Here is a 23767-nt window from a genome sequence, read left to right as displayed (position 1 = left end):
GATGCCTGGCGAAAACCCCCTGCTCCGGATCCAGTTCGACGTGCCCTTCGACCGGATCCGCCCCGAGCACGTCGAACCTGCGGTCCGGCAGCTCCTCGATCTGTCCCGCGCGGCGATCGAGGCGATCGCCGGCACACCCGGTGAACGGACCTGGGAAAACACCATGGGCGCCCTCGAGAAGGCCACCGAAACCCTCGAATTCGCCATGACCGTGGTAGGCCATCTCGAGTCGGTGATGAGCAGCGATGCGCTGCGCGCCGCCTACAACGCGGTGCAGCCCGACGTCAGCGCCTTCTTCGCCGGCATCCCGCTCCACGAGGGGCTGTGGCGCGCGCTGCAGCGCTACGCCGCCACCGACGAGGCGAAGGGCATGCAGGGCGCGCACCGGCGCCTCCTCGACAAGACCCTCGACGAGTTCCGCCGCCACGGCGCGGACCTCGACGCAGCGGGCAAGCAGCGCCTCGAGGCGATCACCCGGGAGCTGGCGCAGCTCACCAGCCGCTTCGGCCAGAACGTGCTCGACGCCACCGCCGCCTGGGAGCGCTACGTCGACGACGAGGCGAAGCTCGCCGGCCTGCCGGACTCGGCGAAGGCTGCCGCCCGCGCCGATGCGGAGAGCCGGGGCAGGATCGGCTGGCGCTTCACCCTGCACGCGCCCAGCTACGTGCCGGTGATGACCTACCTCGACGACGCAGGCCTGCGCGAGGAGGTCTGGCGGGCCTACGACCAGCGGGCCGCCACCGGCGAGAAGGACAACCGGCCGCTGATCCGGCGCATCCTCGAATTGCGCCGGGAGAAGGCGAACCTCCTCGGCTTCCGGGATTTCGCCGACTTCGTCCTCGCCGACCGGATGGCGAAGACCGGGAAGGCAGCCCTCGACTTCGTCCACGATCTCCGGGAGCGGACCGAGCCCTGGTTCCAGGCCGAGAACGATCGACTCCTCGCCTTCCGCCGGGAGATCGAGGGGGACGGCGCGCCGCAGCTGCAGCCCTGGGACATCGCCTACTACGCGGAGAAGCAGCGCCACGCCCGCTTCGACTTCGACGAGGAGGAGCTGCGCCCCTACTTCCCCGCGGACCGCGTCGTCGCCGGCCTCTTCGAGATCGTGCAGCGGCTCTACGGCATCCGGATCGTGGAGCGGAAGGACGTGCCGGTCTGGCATCCGTCGGTCCACGCCTTCGAGATCCACGACAAGGGCGGCAACCGGGTCGCCGCCTTCTACGCCGACCTCTACCCCCGCGACGTGAAGCGTGGCGGGGCGTGGATGAACGGGCTGATCAGCGGCGTCCCGGGCGAGGACGGCCCGCAGCCGCACCTCGGCCTGATCTGCGCCAACTTCAACCCGGCGGTGGGCCACAAGCCGGCGCTCCTCACCCACCGCGAGGTGGAGACGCTCTTCCACGAGTTCGGCCACCTGCTCCACCACGTCCTGAGCGAGGTGGAGCTGCGCAGCCTCGCCGGCACCAACGTCGCCTGGGACTTCGTCGAGCTGCCCTCGCAGATCATGGAAAATTGGTGCTGGGAGCGGGAGGCCCTCGACCTCTTCGCCGGCCACTTCGAGACCGGCGAGAAGATTCCGCAGGACCTCTTCGAGAAGCTGTTGCGGACGCGCACCTACCGTGCAGCCAACGCGATGATGCGGCAGCTCGGCTTCGCCGGCCTCGACCTCGCGCTCCACGTGCACTGGGATCCCGCTGGCGGCGCGGACCCGGTGGCGATGGCGCAGGAGATCCTCCAGGAGCACACGCCGGCGCAGCTGCCGGCGGGGAGCGCCTTCGTCACCAGCTTCACCCACCTCTTCTCGTCGGCGACCGGCTACGCGGCGGGCTACTACTCGTACAAATGGGCGGAGGTCCTCGACGCCGACGCCTTCAGCCGCTTCCGGGAGGAGGGGATCTTCAACCCCGACGTGGGCCTCGCCTTCCGGGAGGCGATCCTCTCGCGGGGCGACTCGCGGGATCCGGCGGAGCTCTTCCGCGACTTCATGGGGCGCGAGCCTTCGCTCGACGCGCTCCTGCAGCGGGCGGGGCTGGTGGGCGCGCCTGCTTGAAAAGCGGCATTTCCGGGGCGAGGGCGGGGTAGCATCCGCCCCATGATCGATCTCGTTCCCGCGATCTCGTTCTCCCTGCCGCAGCTCGCCGCCATCTTCGCGCGATCGTTCGAGGGCTATTTCGTGCCCTTCCCCGAAGATCCCGTGCGGGTGGAGGCGCTGATCCGCTGCGAGGGCGTGCACCTGGCCGACAGCCGCGTCGCCCTCTCCGCCGGGGAGCCGGTGGGCCTGGTGCTCGTCTCACGCCGCGATCGCGAGAGCCGGATCGCCGCGATGGGCATCGTGCCGGCGTTCCGCGGCAAGCGGGTGGGGGAGGAGATGCTCCGCCCCCTCCTCGAGGAGGCGCGCAGCCGCGCGGACGAGCAGGTCCGCCTCGAGGTGATCGACGTCAACCACCGGGCGGTCCGGCTCTACGAGCGAGTGGGCTTCCAGCGGTCCCGCCATCTGGTGGGGTTCGAGGGCGTGATCGATCCGGAGGCGGCGCCGCTCGATCGCGCGTCGATCGAGGAGGTGGCGGCGCTGCTGCCCGTGGGGCTGCCGTGGTCGTGTGCCGCCAATACCCTGCGCAATCTCGCCTCGCCCACCTACGCCGTCCGGCTCGGGAGCGCCGTGGCGATCGTGCGGGTCGGGGAAGCGATCGGTCTGCGGGCGATCGCGGTGGAGCCGGAAGGCCGCCGGCAGGGCGCGGCGCTGCGCCTGCTCCGCGCGATCGCCGCTGCACATCCGGGCAAGCGTTGGCAGATCCCCGGCATCGTACCGGAGGGGCCTGCCGCCGAGCTGCTCCGCCGCGTGGGGCTGCAGCCCGGCGCGTTCTCGCAGTGGGAGATGTCGTGGACGCCGTGAAGCGGATCGAGCGGGAGACGGTGCTGGCGGCGGGTGATCCCGCGGCGGTCTACGGTGAGCGCCTGCGGGCCAGGCGGGAGGCGGTCGAGCGGCTGGAGCGACAGGACGGCCAGGTCGCCAACGCCCGCCTCGCCCTCTTCGTCCTCGCGGCGATCCTCGCCTGGTTCTCCTGGGGCAGGGGCGCCTTCTCCGCGTGGTGGCTCCTCCTCCCTGCAGCCGCCTTCGTCGCGCTGCTGGTGGTCCACGATCGCCTCCTCACCCGCAAGGCCCGCGCCCAGCGCGCCGTGGTCTTCTACGAGCAGGGCCTCGCGCGCCTCGACGGAAGCTGGCCCGGCAAGGGGATCGACGGCGCCCGCTTCGACGATCCCGAGCATCCCTACGCCAGGGATCTCGACCTCTTCGGCAGCGGCTCACTCTTCGAGCGGATCTGCGTGGCCCGCACCGCAGCAGGCGAGGAGACCCTGGCCCGCTGGCTCGCAGGTCCCGCTTCACCAAAGGAGATCGCAGCGCGGCAGGGCGCCGTCGCCGAGCTCCGCGAGCGGCTCGATCTCCGCGAGGATCTCGCCGTGCTCGGCGCCGACGTCCGCGCCCAGGTGGATCCGGTGCGGCTCGCAGGCTGGGGCGCCGCAGGCTCGGCGTTGCCGGGGCGGGGCTGGTGGGTGGCTGCTGCGGTGCTCACCGCCGCAGGCATCGCCGCTGTCCTCGCCTGGCCCCTGGCTGGCGCGGGTCCGCTGCCGCTGGTGGTGGTGGGCGTCGCCGACTTCCTCCTCCTCCGCCGCCTGAAGGAGCCCCTCGGCACCGCAGCCGCTGCGCTGGAGAAGCCCGGCAGGGATCTCTCCGTGCTGGCGGAGGTTCTCGCCCGCCTCGAGCGGGAGCCGGTGGAGGCGGAGCGGCTCCGCGCCCTGCAGGCGCTGCTGGTGCAGGACGGCGAGCCCGCCTCGGAGCGGATCGCCAGGCTCGCCCGGCGCATCGAGATGCTCCAGGCGCAGGCCAACCAATTCTTCGCGCCGATCGCCTTCCTCCTCCTCTGGCCGGTGCACCTCGGCTACGCGATCGAATCCTGGCGCGGGCGCCACGGCGCCCAGGTCGCCCGCTGGCTGGAGGCGGTGGGTGAGCTCGAGGCCCTCTCCTCGCTGGCGTCCTACGCCTTCGAGAGCCCCGGCGATCCCTTCCCCACGGTGGAGGAGGGGCCGGCCCACTTCGTCGGCGAACGGCTCGCCCATCCGCTCCTCCAGGGCGCGGTGGCCAACGACATCTCCCTGGGCGGCGCGCTCCAGGCGCTGGTGATCAGCGGCTCCAACATGTCGGGCAAGAGCACCATGCTCCGCACCGTGGGGATCAACGCGGTCCTCGCCCAGGCCGGGGCGCCGGTGCGGGCCCGCGCCTTGCGCCTCTCGCCGCTGGCGGTGGGCGGCACCCTGCGGGTGCAGGACTCGCTGCAGCAGGGCACCTCGCGCTTCTACGCGGAGCTCACGCGCCTCAAGCAGCTGGTGGAGATCTCCACCGGCGCGCCGTCGCTCCTCTTCCTGATCGACGAGATCTTCCACGGCACCAATTCGCACGACCGCCGCATCGGCGCCGAGGCGATCCTGCGGGGGCTGATCGAGCGCGGGGCGATCGGGATGCTCACCACCCACGACCTCGCCCTCGCACAGGCGGCGGAGGCGTTGGCGCCGAAGGCGGAGAACGTCCACTTCGAGGATCACCTCGAGGAGGGAAGGCTCGCCTTCGACTACACGATGCGGCCGGGCGTGGTGCGCAAGAGCAACGCGCTGGAGCTGATGCGGGCGGTTGGGCTCGAGGTCTGATCAAGAGTCCTTCGGCGCGCGCCTGCTGCTGCTCTGCCAGGGCCAGCGCCCCTCGAGCTCCACCTCGAGGGTGAAGCTGAGGAAGGTGCGGATCAGCACGATCATAGCGAGGGTGAGCACGTTCTCGATCGAGGGGATGTGGCTCACGGTACGGATGATGTCCGCCGCCACGAGGAATTCGAGGCCGAGCAGAATCGCGTGGCCGAGGAAGCGCCGGTAGAGCAGGTACCAGAGGCGCAGGTCCCACCCCGCTCGCATGGAGACGAGGATCAGCGAGACGATCGTGCCGGCGAGGATGGTGATCACCCCCACCGCCTCGACCGCCCGCGCTGCCAGCTCGACCCATTCCTGCATCGTCATCCGGGCGAAGGTGGGGCGGGGCGCCCCCGGTGCAAACCCCCCGCGCCCTCGCTCGCCGCTGGCGGGAGCGGCCGGGCAGGCGGGGGCGCGTCGCTTGAGCCGCAGGTGGCCATGGGATAGGGGACTCCGATCGTCCCGAGGTCCGATTTGTCCGCACGCTCCTACCTACGCCCCGCGCTCTTCTGGGCCCTGCTCCACGGCCTGCTCGTGGTCCTCTTCTTCGCGGGCCCGCTCGCGCGCGCGGTGGAGCCACTCCCGGGCGCGACCGCCGCGGCGCTCCGGTTCGGCTTCGTCCTCCAGGGGCTCTTCGTCGGCCTCGTCGCGTTCCTCGCCACGCTGCCGCTCCTGGTGCTCGGCCGCCGCTACGCCGTCGCGGCGCCCCTCCTCCTCGGCCTCGTCGGCCTCTTCTTCCTCTTCGACAGCCTGGTCTACGCCTCGCTCGGCTTCCACGTGAACGGCCTGGTGCTGCAGGTGGCGATGCAGCCCGGCGCCCTCGAGGAGACGGGCCTGCCCGCAGGCGAGGTGGCGCTCTTCGGCGTCGCCGTGGTGGCGGTGCTGGCGCTCGACACCTGGCTCGGCAGCCGCTTCCTCCGCCGCTTCGCCGGGGGCCGGCGCACCTGGCCGTGGGCCCTCGCGGTGCTGCTGCTCTGGGTGGGCGATCGCCTCGCGGTGGCGGGTCTCACCTTCGACGGCGGCCAGGCGGTGATGGCAGCGGGAACGACGATGCCGCTCCAGCCGCCGATCCGGATGAACAAGCTCCTGGGCAAGCTCACCGGCAGGAAGGCGGTGGCGGACCTCCGCCTCGATACGCTGCCGCAGGCGGGGACGCCGCCTGGCAAACTCGATCCCGCCTCGGTCCACTTCCGCCGCAAGCCCGACGTGGTGGTGCTCCTGATCGAGAGCCTGCGGGCCGACTTCCTCACCCCCGAGGTGATGCCCAGCCTCGTCCGCCGGGCCGAAGCCGGCACGGTCTTCACCCGCCACCACGCCTCGGCGAGCTCCACCCACTTCGCGCTCTTCAGCCTCTTCTACGGCCTCGACGCACAGCGCCGCGACGCGGTGATCGGCGCCGGCAGGTCGCCGCTCCTCTTCCCGGCGCTCAAGGCCAACGGCTACCAGACCTCGCTGCTCGCAGCCTCCTCCGTCGACTGGATGGATCTCAAGGAGACGGTCTTCCGCGACGTGCTCGACGGCCTGCAGACCGACTTCAAGGGCGTCGGCCACACCCGCGACGTGCAGATGATGGAGCGGGCGGAGGCGATCGTCGCCGGGGCGCGGCAGGAGGCGCCGCTCTTCCTCTTCCTCTTCTTCGACGGCACCCACTTCAACTACACCTACCCCGAGCGCTCGGCGGTCTTCGCGCCGGCCTGGGACGGCAAGGGGAGCATGGCCGCCGCCCGGGTCGATCCGGCGCTGCTGGTGGCCCGGGCGAAGAACGCCGCCCGCGAGGTGGACACCAAGATCGAGGCGTTCCTCCAGCATTGGCAGGCGACCCGCGGAACGCGGCCGACGCTGATCGTCACCGGCGACCACGGCGAGGAGTTCCGCGAACACGGCCGCGTCGGCCACTCCTCGGACGTCACCCGCGAGCAGATCCACGTGCCGATGGTGGTGATCGACGAGATCCTCGAGCCGGGGCGGATCGATCGGGTCACCGGCCACGTGGACGTGGTGCCCACGCTCTTCTCCCTCCTCGGCGACGAGCACGATCCCTCGCTCTTCGCCGACGGCCTGCCGATGCACACCGCGCCGGCGGATCGCTACATCCTCGCGACGGTGGGCTGGGAGCCGCGTTTCGCCCTGGTCGGCGCGGAGCTGAAGGTGCGCTTCCTCGGCCAGGACGGCGGCTTCGGCTCGGTGCAGGTGACCGATCTCTTCGACCGGCCGCTGCCCGACGGCGAGGCCCGTTTCCGCGCCGAGGCGCCGCGGCTGATCCGCACGCTGCGGGGCCAGATGGGCTCCCAGACCCTCTCCGCCGCGCCTTGAGGGAACCGTCCATGGGACGCAGGCCCATGGGATTTTCGGGACGGGGCAGGCAGGGGTAACCTCCGACCTCTTCAACCGAGAGGTCGGCGGGGGCAATGGGCGGAGCTGCGTCACTGGGCAGATTGCGAGAGGTCGTCGCCGGCGCCGTGGCGCGGGGCACGCAGCTGTCGCCCCGTGACGCGGTGGCGCTGGCGCTCAAGGCCGCAGAGGCCGCAGCAGGTGGCGCGCCGGGCGATCTGTTCGTCTGTGGGGATGGCAGCCTCCGTGGCGGCAGCGGCGACGCCGTTGCGCCTGCTGCAGCTGCAGCCGAGCTCGCCGCTCTCATCACCGATCTCCTCGCGGGCCGCAGCGGGAGCAACTCCAGGCTCCAGGGGATGCCGCTGGCGCTGGGCGGGATCCTGGCGCGGGCCCTCGGCGACGATCCGAAGGGACGCTTCCCCGACATGGCGAGCCTGGTCGCTGCCTTCCGCAGCGCGGTGGGCGCGGAACTCGCCGGCGAGCGGGAGCTCGCGGAGCTGCTCGTCCGCCTCGGCGAACCAGGCGGGCGGGTCACCCTCGGGCAGATCGGTGTGGCCCGGGTGCCGGCGTCCGCGCTGCAGCCCGCGCCGCAGCAGGACGTGAAGGTCCCGGAGCGGCGGGCGATGCGCGGCCGCCTGCTCGGCGAGATCCTCGTGGCCCGGGGCAGGCTCGAGACGGAGACCCTCGACCGGACGTTGCACCAGCAGACTCGGGGCGGCGGCCTCCTCGGCGAGATCCTCGTGGCGGAGGGATTCGTCGGCGAGGGCGACGTGGTCCGTGCCCTGAGTGAGCAGACCGGGATCCCCTTCGTCTCCGAGGCGAAGGTCGCCGAGATGGCGGTGCCGCGGGACGTGGTGGCGCTGCTCCCGCTGGAGAGGGCGGAGCGGCTCGGGGTGCTGCCCCTTTCGCTGCGGGGCAAGGAGCTCACCTGCGCGATGGTCGAGCCGCGGGACCTGGCGGTGCTCGACGAGCTCAAATTCCTGGTCGGCGTGCCGTCGGTGCGTGGCGCGTTCGCCACCGAGGGGACGATCCGGCGGGGCCTCGGGCGCTTCTACCGCGGGGAGATCGCCGAGCAGGCGGGGAGCTGGGAAAGCACCGCCGCGCAGGACGAGGCCGAAGCGCCATCGCCTGCGCCGCTGGCTGCGGGGACTCCGTGGCCGCCTGCGCCCCCGATGCTTCCCTGGGTCGCCAGGCCCGTCGCGCCTCCGGTCGCGCCGGTGGCGGTCGCCGCACCGGCGGAGGGCTCCGACGCCTGGGAGATCCCGAGCGCGCTCCTCGTGCCGGACGAAGAGCTTCCGACGGCGCTCCTCCTCGAGGAGGAGACCCCTGCTGCGGTGACGCGGATGCGCGCGCATCTCCTCGGCGCCCTGCTGGCGGAGCGCACCGGGATCGGCGCACTGCCGGCGCTGGTGCGGCGGATGGCGATGCGCCTCGGCGCTTCCTCCGCCGAGGTCGAGCGTGTCGCAGCTGCTGCGGAGGCGGCGGTCCTCCTCGCGGGGCCGGGACCTTTTCGCTGCCCGGATCGCGCCCGCTTCGAGGCGGCGCTGCCCGACGACGCCGCGGAGCTGGCGGACCTCTTCGACCTGCTCGAGGGAGGCGCGCCTGCCGGGGCTGCTGCTGCGGCCTTCGGCGCCGGCATCACCTTCGTCGAGGCGGTGGGCACCGCGATCCCCGACGCGGAGGCTGCGGCGACGCTCCTCGGCCTGCAGCGGGATCCGCGGCTGCAGCAGGAGGCGTTCCTCGCCCTCGCCGCCGAGGTGGCGGCGACCTTTCCCCAGGAGGCGGGGCGGGTGTTGGTGGCGATCGCCGATCCCGCCGCAGCGGCGCCGGTGGTCGCCGAGCTCCTCGCTGCCCGGATCCCCACCCTCGAGGTGCAGCAGGCGGTGGAGCTGCGTCTCGCCCTGGGCGAGCGGCTCGTCGCGGCGGTGGTGGGCGATCTCCCCGACAGCCCCGCAGCGGCGCTGGTCGAGCAGCTCCGGGCGCAGCCCGGGCTGGAGCGGCTGCCGGTGATCGAGATCGGCAAGGTGCCCGCGCTGGAGGCTGGCGCAGCGGTGATCGCCGCCCTCGCGGCCCTCGCCGAGGAGAGCGACGAGGCGGCGGTTCGCTGAGTGGCCTGGTGGAAGCGGCGCGGGTATCCTCCGCCGCCATGACCATCCGCAAGATCGCCACCATCGGCCATCCCGTCCTCCGCCAGCAGGCCCGCGCCGTCACCCGCGCCGAGCTCGAGACGCCTGCGATGCAGGCCTTCATCGACGACCTGATCGAGACGATGCGCGAGGCGAACGGCGCCGGCCTCGCCGCCAACCAGGTCCACGAGCCGGTGCAGATCACGGTGATCGAGGTGGGCGACAACCCCCGCTATCCGTACAAGCCGAAGATCCCGCTCACCGTGCTGGTGAACCCGGTGATCGAGCCGCTGGACGACGAGCTCTTCGAGAACTTCGAGGGCTGCCTCTCCGTGCCCGACTTGCGCGGCGTGGTGCCGCGCCACGTGCGGATCCGGGTGAAGGCCTGGGATCGCCACGGCAACGAGATCGACGAGGTGGTGCAGGGGCTCTCCGCCGGCACCTACCAGCACGAGTGTGATCACCTGCTGGGCAAGCTCTTCGTCGATCGGGTGAAGGACACCACCACGCTCTGCACGTGGAAGGAGTTCGAGCGGCACCACAAGGATGCCTTCGTCGAGCGGGTGCGGGCGCTGGTGGCGCGCTTCGGGAGCTGAGGCCCACGGTCCCGCCCCCTTCGCCCGAGGCGGGACCTGCCGATCAGATGGCGTAGTCGATCGCTTCCTTCACCGGCTCGCTGCCCTTCGCCCGGTAGATCAGGTACGGCGGCTCGATCTGCACCTTGGTGCCCGGCGGCACTGAGCGCGTCAGCCAGACGTTGCCGCCGATCACGCTCCCCTCGCCGATCACCGTGCGTCCGCCGAGGATCGTCGCGCCGGCGTAGACGGTGACGTGATCCTCGAGGGTGGGGTGGCGCTGCTGCGGCTTCCACCCCGGTTCGCCGTGCCGCTCCACGCTCAAGGCGCCCAGAGTGACGCCCTGGTAGATCTTGCAGCGTTTGCCGATCTTCGCCGTCTCGCCGATCACCACGCCGGTGCCGTGGTCGATGAAGAGGCCGGCGCCGATGGTGGCGCCCGGGTGGATGTCGATGCCGGTCCGCGCGTGCACGTACTCGGTCATCATGCGCGGGATGAGCGGCACCTGCTTCCCGTGGAGGAAGTGGGCCACCCGGAAGATGCCGATGGCCCGCACCGACGGATAGGAGAGCAGCACCTCGACGATCGAGCGCGCCGCGGGATCGCCGTCCACCGCTGCCTGTGCGTCCTCGTGGAGGAGCTCGCGGATCGCAGGCAGCGCCTCGAGCAGCTCCATCGCGATCTGCTCGCCGCGCATCTCCGCCCGGGGCCCGCTCACCTCGTCGCCTGCGGTCTCGCAGCGCTCCGTGTGCTCGAGGCTCTTGGCCACCTCCTGCGCGAGCTGGTGGAAGATCCGGGCGCAGCGCTCGCCGATCACGTAGCGGGCGTTGCGCCGCCCGAGCCGCTCGGCCTCGTAGTAGCCGGGGAAGAGCACCGCCTCCAGCTCGCGGATGATGGCGTGCACCGTCTCCTGCGTGGGGAGGTTGTGCCCCTCGATGTGGTTGATCCCGCCCTGGGAGACGTAGGAGCCGAGGAGCTCCTCCACCGCCTGGCTGAAGCGCGGATCGGTCAGCCGGTCAGGGCTGTGCGGCACTGGCCAGCTCCTCTGCGAAGGCGGCGAACGAGCTCCAATAGCGCTCACCGGTGTCGGGCAGGAGGGTGAGCACCGTCTTGCCGGGGCCGAGGCGCCGGGCCACTTCGCGGGCGGCGACGAGGGCGCCGCCGCAGGAGACGCCGACGAGGAGCCCCTCCTGCCTGGCGAGGTCGCGGGCGGCGAGGTAGGCGTCCTGGTCGGTGACGTCGATCACCTCGTCGTAGACCGAGCGGTCGAGGATCGCCGGGATGAAGTTGGCGCCCCAGCCCTGGATCCGGTGGGGACCCGCCTTGCCCTCGGTGAGGAGCGGCGAGCGCTTCGGCTCCGCGGCGACGATGCGCAGGTCGGGGTTCTTCTCCTTGAGGGCCTTGCCCGCACCGGAGATGGTGCCGCCGGTGCCGATGCCGAGGACCACCGCGTCGACCTTCGTGATGTCGAGGTCCGCGAGGATCTCCGCGGCGGTGGTGCGGCGGTGGACCGCGGGGTTCGACGGGTTCTCGAACTGCTGGGGCATGAAGCCCTTCTCGCCGAGGTCGCGGACGATCTCCTGCGCTGCCTCGACGGCGCCGTTCATGCCCTTGGCCGCCGGGGTGAGGACGAGCTCGGCGCCGTAGGCCTCGAGGATGCGGCGGCGCTCGACGCTCATGCTCTCGGGCATGGTGAGGACGCAGCGGTAGCCCTTCACCGCGCAGACCATCGCCAGGGCGACGCCGGTGTTGCCGGAGGTGGGCTCGATCACGGTCATCCCGGGCTTCAGGCGGCCGTCCTTCTCGGCGTCCTCGATCATCGCGAGGCCGATCCGGTCCTTCACCGAGCCACCGGGGTTGAAGAACTCGACCTTGGCGAGGATGGTCGCCTCCCCGGGGCCGGTGGTGCGCGAGAGCCGCACGATGGGCGTGCGGCCGATGAGCTGGGTGACGTCGTCGTAGACCCGTCCGTGCATGGGGTTCTCCTTCCGGCCCTCTCGGCGCGCGAGCGGCATGTGGGAGGGAAGCCTAGCGGAGAGCGCCGCTGCTTGCCGCTCCAATCTCCGCCGCTATCGGGCACCTGACCGATGCACCTGCATCGCGTCTTCTGATGCGAGCGGCGGGGTCTGCCTTTCTTTCGCGATCCAGGGGACATGGCGGTCTTGTGCAGCGGAAGTGCGCCCTTATGGGCGGCGCGAGGACGCCCATGGCCCCATCGATCAAGAGCCGCTCCGCCTTCGCCATCGCCACCCTCGCCCTCGCTGTCGCCATCGGCGCCGCGGTGGGCACGGGCGGCTACACCTTCGTCTATGCGAAGGGCTACTCGTACCTGCAGGACGATCCCACGGCGTGCGCCAACTGCCACGTCATGGAGAACCACTACGCCGGCTGGACGAAGTCGAGCCACCGCTCCGTGGCGACCTGCAACGACTGCCACGCGCCGACGGGCCTCGTCGCCAAATACGTGAACAAGGCCGACAACGGCTTCTGGCACGGCCTCAAATTCACCACCGGCGAGTTCAAGGACCCGATCCAGATCCGCGCCCACAACCGCGAGATCACCGAGGCGGCCTGCCGCAACTGCCACGGGGCGCTGGTCGACCAGATGGACACCGCCCACGCGGACGCGGAAGGGGTGAGCTGCATCCGGTGCCACGGCTCGGTGGGCCACCCCGACGATCGCTAGCGATTTCCGAGAGATCTTCTACCCGCAGCGGCCCTCGCCGCACTTCGAGCAAGACGACATGAACACCCCTGAGAACAAGACTTCTCGCCGCCTGGGCACCCTCGTCCTCGCGGCGGTGGTGGCTGCCGCCGCAGCAGCGGGGGCCGCCGCACTCCTCGTCAACATCACCGAGAAGAAGCAGGAGGCCAGGCAGCCATTCTTCAGCGTCGTCGAGCTGACCGACGAGACCGACGATCCGGCGATCTGGGGGAAGAACTTCCCGATCCAATACGACCAGTACACCAAGACCGTCGACATGGAGCGCACCAAGCACGGTGGCTCCGAGGCCCTGCCCCACGAGCCCACCGCCCAGGATCCGCGCACCGTGGTCTCGCAGTCGAAGATCGAGCTCGATCCGCGGCTGAAGAAGCTCTGGGCCGGCTACGCCTTCGCCAAGGACTTCCGCGAGGAGCGCGGCCACGCCTACATGTTCGAGGACCAGAAGCTCACCCAGCGCGTCCACGTGGTGAACCAGCCGGGCACCTGCATGCACTGCCACGCGTCGGTCTACAACGTCTACAAGAAGGCCGGCGACGGCGACCTGATGGCGGGCTTCGAGAAGGTCAACCAGATGCCCTACCACGACGCCGCCAAGCTCGCGGAGCATCCGGTCGCCTGCATCGACTGCCACGACCCGAAGACGATGCAGCTGCGCGTGACCCGCCCCGGCTTCATCGAAGGGATCGCCGCCCTCAAGAAGCACGAGGGAATCGCCAACTACGACGTGAACCGCGACGCCACGAGGCAGGAGATGCGCTCCTACGTCTGCGGCCAGTGCCACGTCGAGTACCACTTCAAGGGCGACAAGAAGCGCCTCACCTATCCCTGGGAGAACGGTCTCACCGTCGACGGCGCCTACGAGTACTACCAGGAGATCGGCTTCAAGGACTGGACCCACGCCGAGACCGGTGCGCCCTCCCTGAAGGCCCAGCACCCCGAGTTCGAGCTCTACAGCCAGGGCACCCACGCCAAGGCCGGCGTCGCCTGCGCCGACTGCCACATGCCCTATACCCGCGTCGGCGCGCAGAAGGTCTCCGACCACCACGTGCGCAGCCCGCTGCTCAACGTGAACAAGGCCTGCCAGACCTGCCACAAGGCGAGCGAGGCCGAGCTCCAGGCCCGCGTCGAAGGGATCCAGGACAAGACCATCCACATGCGCGACAAGGCCATGGACGCCCACATGGCGCTGATCGAGGACATCAAGGAGGCGAAGGCCGCGGGCTTCACCGCCGAGCAGCTCGCCAAGGCCCTCGAGCTCCAGCGCAAGTCCGGCTTCTACACCGACTACGTCGAGGCCGAGAACTCGGTGGGCTTCCACGCGCCGCAGGAGGCGATGCGCATCCTCGGCGAGGCGGCGGAGTACGCCCGCCTCGGCCAGCTCGCGGTGCGGGAGGCAGGCTTCGTCCCCACGAAGAAGACCGAGGAGCCGAGCCCGGTGATGACCGCCGTGCCCGCACCGGCCCCCGCTGCAGCGCCCGCCGCTCCCGCAGCCCCCGCCCCGGCACAGCAGCCCACCCCGACCGCCACCGCCCACTGACGGACGGACGTGAGGGTGTGAAAGACGAGCGCCGCGCCCCACATCGGGACGCGGCGCTCGCATTTTCGGTCAGTAGCAGCGCTCGCGACGTTCGCCGTTGCGGAGCAGCTGGCGGCTGCAATCGGCCTCGTCGAGCACCGTGTCCGGCAGCTGCCGAAGCTCGGCCCGTCGCCTCCGCAATAGGTGCCGACGTAGCAGACGCCTGGCAATCGTCGCGGCCGTTGCACGCACAGCCGCCGTCCGTCGTCGGGCAGCTGCAGAAGGCCGTCTCGTCGGGGTGCCGCAACGGCTCGTTCGCAGGTGCTGCCCGGGGTCGTAGCTGCGTCGTCGGGGCCGCCATCCATCCACCCGCCGCATGGCCAACGAGCCCATCCGGTCTCCCATTCAGAGCGTAGAAAGCAGGCCGAAACGCACATACGCTATTCAAGTTGGTGCTCGTTCTTCGGGGGGCGAAGATGGCACGCAGGGCAGCAAGCAAGCCGAAGCTTTGGCAGCAGGCCGAGCTCGATCTGCCGGCGCGCAACTGGGGTGGCGCGCGGGCCGGCGCCGGGCGCAAGCCGAAGGAGCCGCGGCAATTTGAAGAGCCCGGCGTCCCCCACCTCGAGCGCCCGGTGCTCGAGCGCCGCCACCCGGTGCACGTGACCCTGCGGATGCGTCCCGAGGTCTGGAGCCTGCGCTCGAAGCGCTCGTTCCGCGTCGTTTCCCGCGCGCTCCTCGGCGTCCGGGAAACGGGGATGCGGATCACCCACTTCTCGGTGCAGGGCAACCACCTCCACCTCATCGCCGAGGTGGAGAGCCGCGGGATGCTCTCCCGCGCGATGCGCTCGATCGGGATCCGGCTGGGGAAGGGGCTCAACCGGATGATGGGCCGCAAAGGGCCTGTCGTCGCCGACCGCTACCACCTCGCCGTGCTCCGCACGCCGCGGCAGGTGGCGAACGCGATCCGCTACGTCCTCTCCAACCTCCGCAAGCACCTGGTCGAGCGGGGCGAGCGCGTGGGCCTCGTGCTCGCCGACGACTACGCGTCGGGCCCCGCGGAGCACGTCCCGCCAACGATGTTGCTGCGGACGAGTCCATTGGTGCTCGAGCCGCGAACGTGGCTGCTCCAGGACGGCTGGCGACGAGCGACGCCGCGCTCGTGAATCGAGCGGACGAGCTGCCGCCATGCGGAAGGCTGCTGGGCTCCCGCCCGGCAGTGCTACTTGCCGGGCCTGGTGCGGCGCCGGGCTGGCGCGTTCGGCTTGGTGGCGGCGGAGGAAGTGCCGGCGCCGTACGGCGGCTCGGCTTCCCGGAACGCGGCAAGTGCCCGCCCCTCGCCCGCCGCGGCTGCGCGGTACCCGATCCCCTCTGCCAGCAGCGCGACCATGAGCTGGTTGAGCGAGACGCCTTCGGCGTGGGCCAGCGCATCCAACCGGCCGTGCAGCGAGCGTGGCAGGCGGAGCCGGATGTTTCCCGAGTGCGGCGGCTCCGAATCCTCGGTGGGAGGCGGCTCGCCGTGTTCTGCCATCACCTCGAGCAGCAGCGCGGCCGCGTCCTCGGCGTTCGCCGTCGCCTCCGCCGCGCTCGCCCCGTGTGCCGCACATCCTGGTAGCGCCGGCACGCGGGCGACGAAGCAATCGTCCTCTTCGCTCCAGGTCACGTGGATGCTGTAGTGCGACGGCTTCATCCGCTACTTCCCCGCTTCCATTTCGTCGAGCATCGAGAGCACCTGCTCGACCTGGTACGCCTTCGCTCGCCCGTCCGAGGTTGCCTGCAGGTTGACCAGCGGCAGCCCCGCCCTCCGGAACACGTGGTGGGAGCCTCTCGTTCGTTCGAGACGGAAACCCGCATGCTCGAGCAGCCTGCACAGGTCGGCGAACCGCACGTTGCGGGGATTGTTCCGAATCGCCGCCTCGAGCTTCGCCCGCCGAGTCATTGGGAGATTGGTACCGCATGCGGTACCAGTCAACCATGCCCCGGGCGGAGGAGGCGTCGGAGCATGCGTACGCTACCCGCTCTGTGGGCTGGCGCGTCGCGGTGGCCACCGTCGATCCACCCTTTCCGCTTGGATAACGAGCCCATCCGGTCTCCCGTTCGGAGCGTAGAAAGCAGGTTGGAAGTCACATACGCTAATCAAGTCGGTGCTCGTTCGTCGGGGGGCGAAGATGGCACGCAGGGCAGCAAGCAAGTCGAAGCTTTGGCAGCAGGCCGAGCTCGATCTGCCGGCGCGCAACTGGGGTGGCGCGCGGGCCGGCGCCGGGCGTAAGCCGAAGGAGCCGCGGCAATCTGAAGGGCCCGGCGTCCCCCACCTCGAGCGCCCGGTGCTCGAGCGCCGCCACCCGGTGCACGTCACCCTGCGGATGCGGCCCGATGTCTGGAGCCTGCGTTCGAAGCGATCGTTCCGCGTCGTCTCCCGCGCGCTCCTCGGCGTCCGGGAAACGGGGATGCGGATCACCCACTTCTCGGTGCAGGGCAACCACCTCCACCTCATCGCCGAGGTGGAGAGCCGCGGGATGCTCTCCCGCGCGATGCGCTCGATCGGGATCCGGCTGGGGAAGGGGCTCAACCGGATGATGGGCCGCAAAGGGCCTGTCGTCGCCGACCGCTACCACCTCGCCGTGCTCCGCACGCCGCGGCAGGTGGCGAACGCGATCCGCTACGTCCTCTCCAACCTCCGCAAGCACCTGGTCGAGCGGGGCGAGCGCGTGGGCCTCGTGCTCGCCGACGACTACGCGTCGGGCCCCGCGGAGCACGTCCCGCCGACGATGTTGCTGCGGACGAGTCCATTGGTGCTCGAGCCGCGAACGTGGCTGCTCCAGGCCGGCTGGCGACGAGCGCAACCGGCCCCGCAGCGGACGGCGTGACGCACGCTCCGGCGTTCCGGGCCCGTCTCAGCGCACGAAGGAGAGAAGGTTCCCGAGGCCGTGCAGGGCGATGCCGGGGACGATGCTGCCCGTCCGCCAGCGGAGCAGGCCCATCGCTGCGCCGAAGAGGGCGTGCACGTGGATGGGCGCGTGGTCGGCGAAGGGAAGGTGCCAGAGACCGAAGGCGATCGAGGTGGCGAGCAGGGCGGCGGCAACGGCGCGGGGCGGTGCACCTGCCGGCGCGAGCTGCCGCCAGAGCACGCCGCGGAAGATCCACTCCTCGACGAGCGGCGCGAAGAGCGCACCGCTGATCACGGCGGGGGTGAGCGAGGGGAAGATCGCCGCCGGCGCCGCCGCCCGGACGATGGCGCCCCGGTAGAGCCAGAGCACCGCCGCCAGGGCGAGGAGGCCTGCGAGCCACGCCCACCTGCCGCGGAACTCGGGGCGGGTGAGCTCGGGTGCCGCGTGCTGGGGCGCGAAGGCCAGGGTGCCGACGAGGAGCACGAGCCACGGCGCCTAGAAGGTACTCCCGCCTGCCTCCATCGCCACCAGCCGCTCGGCGGCCACGCTCCAGGTCCAGGAGGAGAAGGCGAGGGCGAGCCACTCCACTGCGGCGACGGCAAGGAGCAGCGCCACGAAGCCGAGGAGACGTGGCGCGAAGTTGCTGGTCGGTGCTGCTGCGTCGAGGCCGGCATTCATCGGTTCACGTTCCCGCGCCGCCGGCAGCGGGTGACGGTGCACGCGAGACCGCCGACGAGCAGCAGCACGCCGAGGCCAACCGTCATGGTGCTGCGCAACTCCACGACCTTCAGCGCCACGGCGAGCAGCACCACCCCAGCGACGATGGCGAGCATGCCGAGCGGGTCCCAGTCGATCGCTACAGGGGCGATCGAACCCTTGCCCGGGCGGCCTGGGGACTCGTCCATCTGGCGCCTCGTGTGCCGCACGTACTTCAGCGGCTCCCCACGAGACGCTGTCGCGACCGGCGGCGCTCGCCCTGGATCGTGAAGTAGAGCAGCGGCCCGCCAAGGCCGACGAGCACCAATCCGAAGAGGCTCGCCGCTGCCAGCATGATCGGACCGACCAGGAGGAAGATCGCCGCCACGAGGAGCTGGAGTGCGAACGAGGTGCGCCGCAGGGCGATCGGACCCGCGCTCGGGTCGCGCATCACCGACACGAATGCCAGCGTCATCAGCGCGAAGACCCCGGCGCCCACCCAGATGACCACGTCGAAAGTCTCGTGATCGTGGAACGCCAGGTAGATGTTCGGCCCGATGATCAGGATGCCGAGCGCCCCGAAAACCACCCGGCCCGCGTCCCATCGGACCGCCGGTGGTGCTGCCTCCCCTGCGGCGGGGAGGCGCTCCGCCGCTCCCTGGCGTTCCATTCTCTCGCCCACGACCCGGTCGCTCACTGCGCCAACTCTACCTCGAAGAGGCCGCTGTCGGTCATCACCCAGATCCTGCCGCCGGGCGCTTCGCCGCGCAGCGTCGCCCAGGAGTAGGGCGAGGGGCCGGTGAGCGGTTCCCAGACCTCGGTCGCCGAATCGAGCAGGTAGACTCCGCCGTTCGACGAGCAGAGCACGCGACCGTCGCGGGTCACGAGCAGCGAGTCGGCCCGCCAGCCGCAGGGGCCGCCGCCCACCTGCCGCCAGACGTCGCCCTCGAGCCGGACCACGCCGACGTTGCTCGGCGCCCAGGCCGTTCCATCCGCGCCCCACTGCACCGCGTCGTCCACGTGGCCGCCCCGAGGACCGAGCGGACCGGCGCCGACCTCGTGCCAGCTCGTCGCATCGGCGCCGAGGCGGTGCACGCGGCGGTCGGCGGCGCTCGTGCCCCAGAGGCTGCCGTCTCGCGCCGCGGCGAGCCGCACGAGCCCCTCCTGCTCGGGCAGGACGTTCCACGTCCCGGCCGCGTCGTCGAGCCGATAGGGCTGCCCGCCGACGAGCCCGACGACGGCACCGGACGCATCCCGCACGAGCTCCACCGGAACGGAGCCCTCGGGCAGGCCTCCGCGGGGAGCTGCCGCCCAGCGACCTTCGCTCGGATCGATCCGGTAGAGACCTGCGTTGGAGAGCAGGAGCGAGCCGTCGCCATCGAAGACCATCGAGACCGGTGCGGTCTCGCCGAAATCGATCTGCGCAGCGGAGTCGCCGCGATCGGCGGGCCGCCAATCGTCCGCACCGGCGTCGCGCAGGGCGAGCAGGGGCGTCTCCACCCTGCCTGCTTCGGTCCTGTGCCGTTGCGAGGCGAGCGCCACCAGGCCGTCGCCACGCGCGGCGATCGCTCCGACCGACAGATCGCTTCCCGGCAATCCGGCGCTCCCCTCGAACGCGAGGAGCGCCTCCCCGGCAGGAAGGCGCCAGATCCCCTCCAGTCCGACGACCCAGAGATCGTCGCTGCCGTTCTCGAGCAGCGCCGGCTCGTCGAGCGTGACGAGCTCGCCCGGCAATGTGATGTGCTGCCGGAACGAACCGGTGGCCCCGCGGACGAAGAGCGCGTCGTCCGTGAGCACGAACGTCTCCGCACCGGCGAAGGCCATTCCCTTCAGCCGATCGACGCAGAGGCCACCGGTCCCACAGCCGTCGAGCAGGCCCGCCGTCTCGTCGACCCACGTGCCGTCCGCACCGAGGCGGGCGATGCCGTACCCGCCGGCGACGAGAGAGCCGGCCGGATCGATCGCGAGCTGCGTCGGGTAGACACCTGAGGTGCCGAGGGACTGCCACTGCGTCGCGCCTGGGGCGAGGTGGAAGACGTCGCCGTCGAGGCAGTTCTCGATGCACGACGCGTAGACCGAGCCGTCGGGCCCGACCAGGCGCGGGTACGAGCCGGGAGGCGCCACCGGCAGGTCGACCCACGCTTCATCGGGGCCGCTCCGCCTCCACGCCGTCACGCCCGGGATCCATCGGCTACCGAAGACCACCTGGCTGCCGTCCGCGGCGAGGCGTAGCTCCCGGCAATTGCCGCTCTGCAGGCCGATGGCCTCGGAGCGGACCCACCGTTCCATGGCTGTATCGAAGCGGGCGATCGCACACGTCTCGAACGAGCCCGCCTCGTACCCGAGCAACCAGGGCGTGCCGTCCGCCGCCACCGCAATCGACAGCGGCAGGAAGTCGAGTCCCTCGTTTCTCGGGTGCCACGGACCACCCGCCGGCTTTTCGAGAACGGCGTGCCTGTTTACCGCCCACAGCCCGCCGCCGGGAGCGACGGCCAGGTTGCCCCACCAGAAGGCGTCCGGCTGCCCACCGCTCCCGGTCCAGGTGGTGCCGACCCTCCTGGCCTCGGTGACCACGACCTCGTGGACGAAGTCTGCGTCGCCGCCCACCTCGACCCGGAGCTCGTAGGTCCCGGGTGTCTCGGGGACCTGCCAGACGACATCCTCGTCGGATTCTTCCGGGGTCACGCTGCCGCCGCTCGCGGTGAGGCGGAAGGTTCCCGTGACCCCCGCCACCCAGAGCGACTGGCTGCTGCCTGCTGCCACGGTGCGCAGCTGCGGCACCAGCTCCGGAAGGACCTCGACCTCGAGCTCCTGCGAGGTGGTGCCGAACGTGTTGCTCGCAACCAGCCGGTAGGTCGTCGTGCGCTCGGGGCGGACGCGGGCGCCACTGCCCGCAACTTCGCCGACCGGCGCCAGCTCCAGCGAAAAGGGCGGGCTGGCATCCACGGTCCACGCCAGGTCGACGGCCGTGCCCGGGCGGACACCGGTGGCCGAGGCGGTGAACGCTTCGATCGCCGGCGGACGGGCGGTGCTGGTGATGGTCCGCGCGATCCGCCCTTCCGCACCAGCGACGCTCTCGGCCACCACCTCGACGAGATTGCTGCCCCGATCAAGGGGCAGGCGCATCTCCATGTCGAAGGTGGGGGAGAGCGGCAGGTCGCTGCGCTTCTCTACGCCGTTGATCCGATACGAGATCCGGGCGAGCGGCTCGTCCGCCTCCACGCGGCCCCGGACGACGACCCACCGGTCGTCGATCGCCACGCCGTCTTCGGGAGACGCGAGCTGCCACCGCACCGCCTCCACGACCGCGGGGCGCCCTGCCTCTTCGGCACATGCAACGAGAAATTGGCCGGCGGCCAGCAGTGCGAGAACCCTGCGCATCATTTCCCCCCTCGTTCGGCGTCGCCGATGATTCAACCCGCAGTGCTGCGTCGTCCGCAAGCACGCCCACGCTATTGCAGCTGCACCTCGAAGAGCCCGCTCGTGCCCATGTCGACCCAGAGCGCGCCGTTCGGCCCCTCGAAGAGGCGCTCGACCCAGACCACCTCGGGCAGGCCGTCGATCTCGACCCACGCATCCATCTCGGCATCGAAGCGGAAAATGCTGTGTTCGTTGGTGCAGTAGAGCGTGCCTCCTTCGGTGACGAGCAGACCCCGCAGGTACCAGCCGCAGACGCCGCTGCCGATCCGCCGCCAGATCCCATCCGCTTCGAGGCGCACGACGCCCTGATCCGTCCATGCCACGGCGGTGCCGTCCGCCGTGAACGCGATCGAGCGGAAGGAGCCGGCGAGGGCCGTCTCCACCGCGCTCACGCCCACGGGCTCCCACGCCGCCGCACCGCGTGCGAGCCGGAGCACACCTGCATGCGCGCCGTATCCCGCTCCCCAGAGGCTGCCGTCCGGGGCGACGACCAGATCGCCGAGGCCCGGAAGCTCCGGCAGCGCGGCCCAGCTCGCGGCGCCGGGTGCAAGCCGGAAGCTCTTGCCCGCCCCGGCGAGGAGCACCAGCGAGCCGTCCGCCTCACGGAGCAATTCGATGGAGACGCGCTCCGCGGGCAGACCTTCAGCGGGCAGCGTCGCCAGGCGGGAGCCGTCCGGAGCGAGCCGGTAGATCTCCGCGGAGGTCGCCACGAGGAGCGAGCCGTCCGGCTCGTAAAGCAGGCCCCACGGCGTGTCCTCGGGCGCCCGCTCCGCGGGACCGACCTGCTGCCAACCCGACGCCGTACGGAGCGCCACCGGCCGGGGCTTCGGTCCCTGGTTGGCCACCAGGCCGACGGCAACACTCCCGTCCTCCCGCGTCGCCAGCGCGGACGCACCGCGCCAGGGGTTCTCGAGGCCACCGATCCCCTCGTAGCGGTACGTCGACTCGCCGGCGGGCAGATGCCAGAGCCCCGTCGCGCCGGAGACCCAGAAGCCGCCGTCGCCGTCGGCAACCAGCTTCCGGTCGTCCCACGACAGCTCCTCACCGGGCGGAAGCGCCGCGAAGGTTTCGAAGGCGCCGCCCTCACGTCGTGCGTAGAGGCCGTGGGAGTCGTGGGCGACGACGATGCGATCGCCGATGAAGGCGAGCGACTGCACCCAGCAGGAGAGGTTGCCGCATTCGGTGGGCAGGCCGGCGGAGAGGTCCTCCCAGCTGTCGTCCGCAGCGAGGCGGACCAGCCCTCCGAAGCCGGTGACGACCGGCATCCCGCTCGGATCGAGCCAGATGTCGGTGGCGTATGCGACGGTCTGCCCGAGGCTCTCCCAGCTGGCCGCGCCCGGCGGGAGGCGAGAGACGATGCTCCCTTCCTCGGTCGCGACGTAGAGCGTGCCGTCCGGTGCCAGCGCGAGGGAGCCTGCCCAATGGGGCAGCGCCGGCGCTCGTTCCCACGCGGCGCCGGCGCCGGGCCTCTGCCACAGCACCGGCCGGATCCCGTTGCCGTATTCACGCAGGACCATCGAGCCGCCTGCTCCGAAGGTGAGGGCGTTGCAATTGGTGTCGGGGCCCCACTGCCGCTCGGGGTCGCGCATCCACGCCTCCGTGACCGGATCCCACGTCGCGAGCGCACAGCCGTAGTCCTGCATGTCCCTACCGACCAGCCAGAGAGTGCCGTCCGGCGCCAGGGTGATCGCGCGGGGGGTCAGGTCGAGGCCGTCGTTGCGGAGGATCCAGCTGCCACGCCCGGCGGGCTTCGTCACCACGCCGGCATCACCCACGGCCCAGAGCCTGCCCGCCTCGTCGACGACCGGCGCGCTGTCCAGGAGCGTTGCCGGCATGCCGGCGAGGCCGACCCAGCGCGCGGCGATCGGCTCGATGGCTCGCACCTCGACCTCCTGCACGAAGTCGTCGGAGCCCTCCACCTCGACGCGGATCTCGTAGCGGCCGGGCTCCTCCGGTGCGACCCAGAAGGCCTCGTACTCCGGCACCTCGATGCGCCCGCCGGTGACCTCGTACTCCACCGGCCCGGCGGTTCCCGCCACCGCCAGCTTCTGCGTGCTGCCGGCTGCGACCACCCGCAGCTGCGGCACGAGCTCGGGCTGCACCTGCACGTCGACCACGGCGGTGTCGACACCGAACGCAGTCCGCGCCTCCAGCCGGTAGGTCGTCGTGTGGCCGGGCCGCACGGTGATCCCGTCGCCCTCCACCGTGCCGATGCCGTCGATGGTGAGGTCGAAGGGCCCGGTTCCCTCCACCACCCACGCGAGCTCGACCGGCGCACCGGGCCGCACCCGCTCCACCGACGCGGTGAACGCGCGGATCTCGGGCGCACGCACCGTGCTCTCCACCCGCCGCTCGATGCGCGCCTCGTTCCCCGCCTCGTCGCTGGCGACGATCGCCACGACGTTCGGCCCCTCGCGCAGCACGAGTTTCATCTCGATGTCGAAGTAGGCAGAGAGCGGCAGGTCGCTGCGCTGCTCCTGCCCGTTGACCAGGTAGGCGATCCGCGCGAGCGGCCCGTCGGCTTCGACGTGACCGCGGACCACCACGTCCCGGGCTTCGACCAGGAGGCCATCGGAAGGCGCCTCGAGATGGAGCCGCACCGCGGCCTCCACCTCGGGCCGCTGCTCCTCCTCGGCACACGCGATCAGCAACTGGCCGACTGCCAGCAGCGCAACGAGCCTGCGCATCTTCCCCTCCCGGTTTCGGTAGAGGACGAGTTAACGCGTAGCACACTGGATTGCGCAAGGCCTCGGCCCCTG

The 23767-nt window shown here is 71.3% G+C and carries 21 protein-coding genes; 10 read left to right on the top strand and 11 right to left on the bottom strand.

The genetic code is table 11. The features are described from left to right. Position 1: 1 nt before the first annotated feature. Genes ACESMR_RS09165 through ACESMR_RS09155 form a run of 3 tightly spaced genes read left to right on the top strand, consistent with a single transcriptional unit; the run spans position 2 to position 4701 of the window. On the top strand, positions 2–2050 hold the full coding sequence (locus ACESMR_RS09165; RefSeq protein WP_373046755.1) for a M3 family metallopeptidase: 2049 nt from the start codon (positions 2–4) through the stop codon (positions 2048–2050). 42 nt (positions 2051–2092) lie between these two features. Then, the gene (locus ACESMR_RS09160) at positions 2093–2893 is read left to right on the top strand and encodes a GNAT family N-acetyltransferase (RefSeq protein ID WP_373046754.1); all 801 of its coding nucleotides are present in this window, start codon (positions 2093–2095) and stop codon (positions 2891–2893) included. Then, positions 2881–4701 carry a MutS-related protein gene (locus tag ACESMR_RS09155; RefSeq protein ID WP_373046753.1) on the top strand — a complete coding sequence of 607 codons (1821 nt, stop codon included), beginning with the start codon at positions 2881–2883 and terminating at the stop codon, positions 4699–4701. Before ACESMR_RS09160 ends, ACESMR_RS09155 begins: the two co-directional genes overlap by 13 nt. Here the strand turns inward: ACESMR_RS09155 and ACESMR_RS09150 are convergent, their stop codons facing one another. Next, on the bottom strand, positions 4702–5055 hold the full coding sequence (locus ACESMR_RS09150) for a DUF1622 domain-containing protein (protein ID WP_373046752.1): 354 nt from the start codon (positions 5053–5055) through the stop codon (positions 4702–4704). It lies immediately after the preceding gene. 153 nt (positions 5056–5208) lie between these two features. On the opposite strand from ACESMR_RS09150, the gene ACESMR_RS09145 reads away from it, so the two are divergent. The 3 genes from ACESMR_RS09145 to def all read left to right on the top strand — a co-directional run bounded on the left by ACESMR_RS09145 (position 5209) and on the right by def (position 9787). Then, on the top strand, positions 5209–7047 hold the full coding sequence (locus tag ACESMR_RS09145; RefSeq protein WP_373046751.1) for a sulfatase-like hydrolase/transferase: 1839 nt from the start codon (positions 5209–5211) through the stop codon (positions 7045–7047). A gap of 122 nt (positions 7048–7169) precedes the next feature. Next, complete coding sequence (locus ACESMR_RS09140; RefSeq protein WP_373046750.1) at positions 7170–9173, top strand: hypothetical protein; 2004 nt, start codon at positions 7170–7172, stop codon at positions 9171–9173. A 38-nt stretch (positions 9174–9211) separates the two neighbouring features. Further along, positions 9212–9787 (top strand): peptide deformylase, encoded by a 576-nt coding sequence (gene def, locus ACESMR_RS09135; RefSeq protein WP_373046749.1) that lies wholly within the window; start codon positions 9212–9214, stop codon positions 9785–9787. A 43-nt stretch (positions 9788–9830) separates the two neighbouring features. Here def and epsC read toward each other — a convergent pair whose 3' ends face one another. Together epsC and cysK are read right to left on the bottom strand one after the other, a co-directional pair. Further along, entirely contained in the window at positions 9831–10799 is a 969-nt protein-coding gene (epsC, locus tag ACESMR_RS09130; protein ID WP_373046748.1) for a serine O-acetyltransferase EpsC, read from the bottom strand. Then, the gene (cysK, locus tag ACESMR_RS09125; RefSeq protein ID WP_373046747.1) at positions 10783–11742 is read right to left on the bottom strand and encodes a cysteine synthase A; all 960 of its coding nucleotides are present in this window, start codon (positions 11740–11742) and stop codon (positions 10783–10785) included. Before cysK ends, epsC begins: the two co-directional genes overlap by 17 nt. A 230-nt stretch (positions 11743–11972) precedes the next feature. Here cysK and nrfH point away from each other — a divergent pair, with 230 nt between their 5' ends. The 3 genes from nrfH (at position 11973) to ACESMR_RS09110 (ending at position 15170) form a co-directional block, all read left to right on the top strand. Continuing rightward, positions 11973–12452, top strand: coding sequence for a cytochrome c nitrite reductase small subunit (gene nrfH / locus ACESMR_RS09120; protein ID WP_373046746.1), 480 nt, complete (start codon positions 11973–11975; stop codon positions 12450–12452). Between the two features lie 58 nt (positions 12453–12510). Then, positions 12511–14028 (top strand): ammonia-forming cytochrome c nitrite reductase subunit c552, encoded by a 1518-nt coding sequence (locus ACESMR_RS09115; protein ID WP_373046745.1) that lies wholly within the window; start codon positions 12511–12513, stop codon positions 14026–14028. Between the two features lie 455 nt (positions 14029–14483). Beyond that, positions 14484–15170 carry a hypothetical protein gene (locus tag ACESMR_RS09110; protein ID WP_373046744.1) on the top strand — a complete coding sequence of 229 codons (687 nt, stop codon included), beginning with the start codon at positions 14484–14486 and terminating at the stop codon, positions 15168–15170. A 56-nt stretch (positions 15171–15226) separates the two neighbouring features. Here ACESMR_RS09110 and ACESMR_RS09105 read toward each other — a convergent pair whose 3' ends face one another. Together ACESMR_RS09105 and ACESMR_RS09100 are read right to left on the bottom strand one after the other, a co-directional pair. Continuing rightward, complete coding sequence (locus tag ACESMR_RS09105; protein ID WP_373046743.1) at positions 15227–15694, bottom strand: type II toxin-antitoxin system HicB family antitoxin; 468 nt, start codon at positions 15692–15694, stop codon at positions 15227–15229. A gap of 3 nt (positions 15695–15697) precedes the next feature. Continuing rightward, positions 15698–15943, bottom strand: coding sequence for a type II toxin-antitoxin system HicA family toxin (locus tag ACESMR_RS09100; RefSeq protein WP_373047107.1), 246 nt, complete (start codon positions 15941–15943; stop codon positions 15698–15700). A gap of 229 nt (positions 15944–16172) precedes the next feature. On the opposite strand from ACESMR_RS09100, the gene ACESMR_RS09095 reads away from it, so the two are divergent. Next, positions 16173–16871, top strand: coding sequence for a hypothetical protein (locus ACESMR_RS09095; protein WP_373046742.1), 699 nt, complete (start codon positions 16173–16175; stop codon positions 16869–16871). Between the two features lie 27 nt (positions 16872–16898). On the opposite strand, the gene ACESMR_RS09090 is transcribed toward ACESMR_RS09095, so the two are convergent. The 6 genes from ACESMR_RS09090 to ACESMR_RS09065 all read right to left on the bottom strand — a co-directional run bounded on the left by ACESMR_RS09090 (position 16899) and on the right by ACESMR_RS09065 (position 23695). Further along, entirely contained in the window at positions 16899–17375 is a 477-nt protein-coding gene (locus tag ACESMR_RS09090) for a CPBP family intramembrane glutamic endopeptidase (RefSeq protein ID WP_373046741.1), read from the bottom strand. Positions 17376–17387: 12 nt separating this feature from the next. Next, on the bottom strand, positions 17388–17570 hold the full coding sequence (locus ACESMR_RS09085; RefSeq protein WP_373046740.1) for a hypothetical protein: 183 nt from the start codon (positions 17568–17570) through the stop codon (positions 17388–17390). Next, on the bottom strand, positions 17567–17797 hold the full coding sequence (locus ACESMR_RS09080) for a hypothetical protein (RefSeq protein WP_373046739.1): 231 nt from the start codon (positions 17795–17797) through the stop codon (positions 17567–17569). The genes ACESMR_RS09085 and ACESMR_RS09080 overlap by 4 nt, the downstream gene beginning before the upstream one ends. A gap of 26 nt (positions 17798–17823) precedes the next feature. After that, positions 17824–18258: a hypothetical protein gene (locus tag ACESMR_RS09075; RefSeq protein WP_373046738.1), complete on the bottom strand. Its 435-nt coding sequence runs from the start codon at positions 18256–18258 to the stop codon at positions 17824–17826. 23 nt (positions 18259–18281) lie between these two features. Then, entirely contained in the window at positions 18282–20972 is a 2691-nt protein-coding gene (locus tag ACESMR_RS09070) for a hypothetical protein (RefSeq protein ID WP_373046737.1), read from the bottom strand. Positions 20973–21040: 68 nt separating this feature from the next. Beyond that, complete coding sequence (locus ACESMR_RS09065; protein WP_373046736.1) at positions 21041–23695, bottom strand: hypothetical protein; 2655 nt, start codon at positions 23693–23695, stop codon at positions 21041–21043. Positions 23696–23767 lie beyond the last annotated feature (72 nt).

This window comes from Vulgatibacter sp. (assembly GCF_041687135.1).
In the GTDB taxonomy this organism is placed as follows: Bacteria; Myxococcota; Myxococcia; order Myxococcales; family Vulgatibacteraceae; genus JAWLCN01.
The sequence above is the reverse complement of the archived record's forward strand: the minus strand, read 5'-3'. Positions and strand labels throughout refer to the sequence as shown.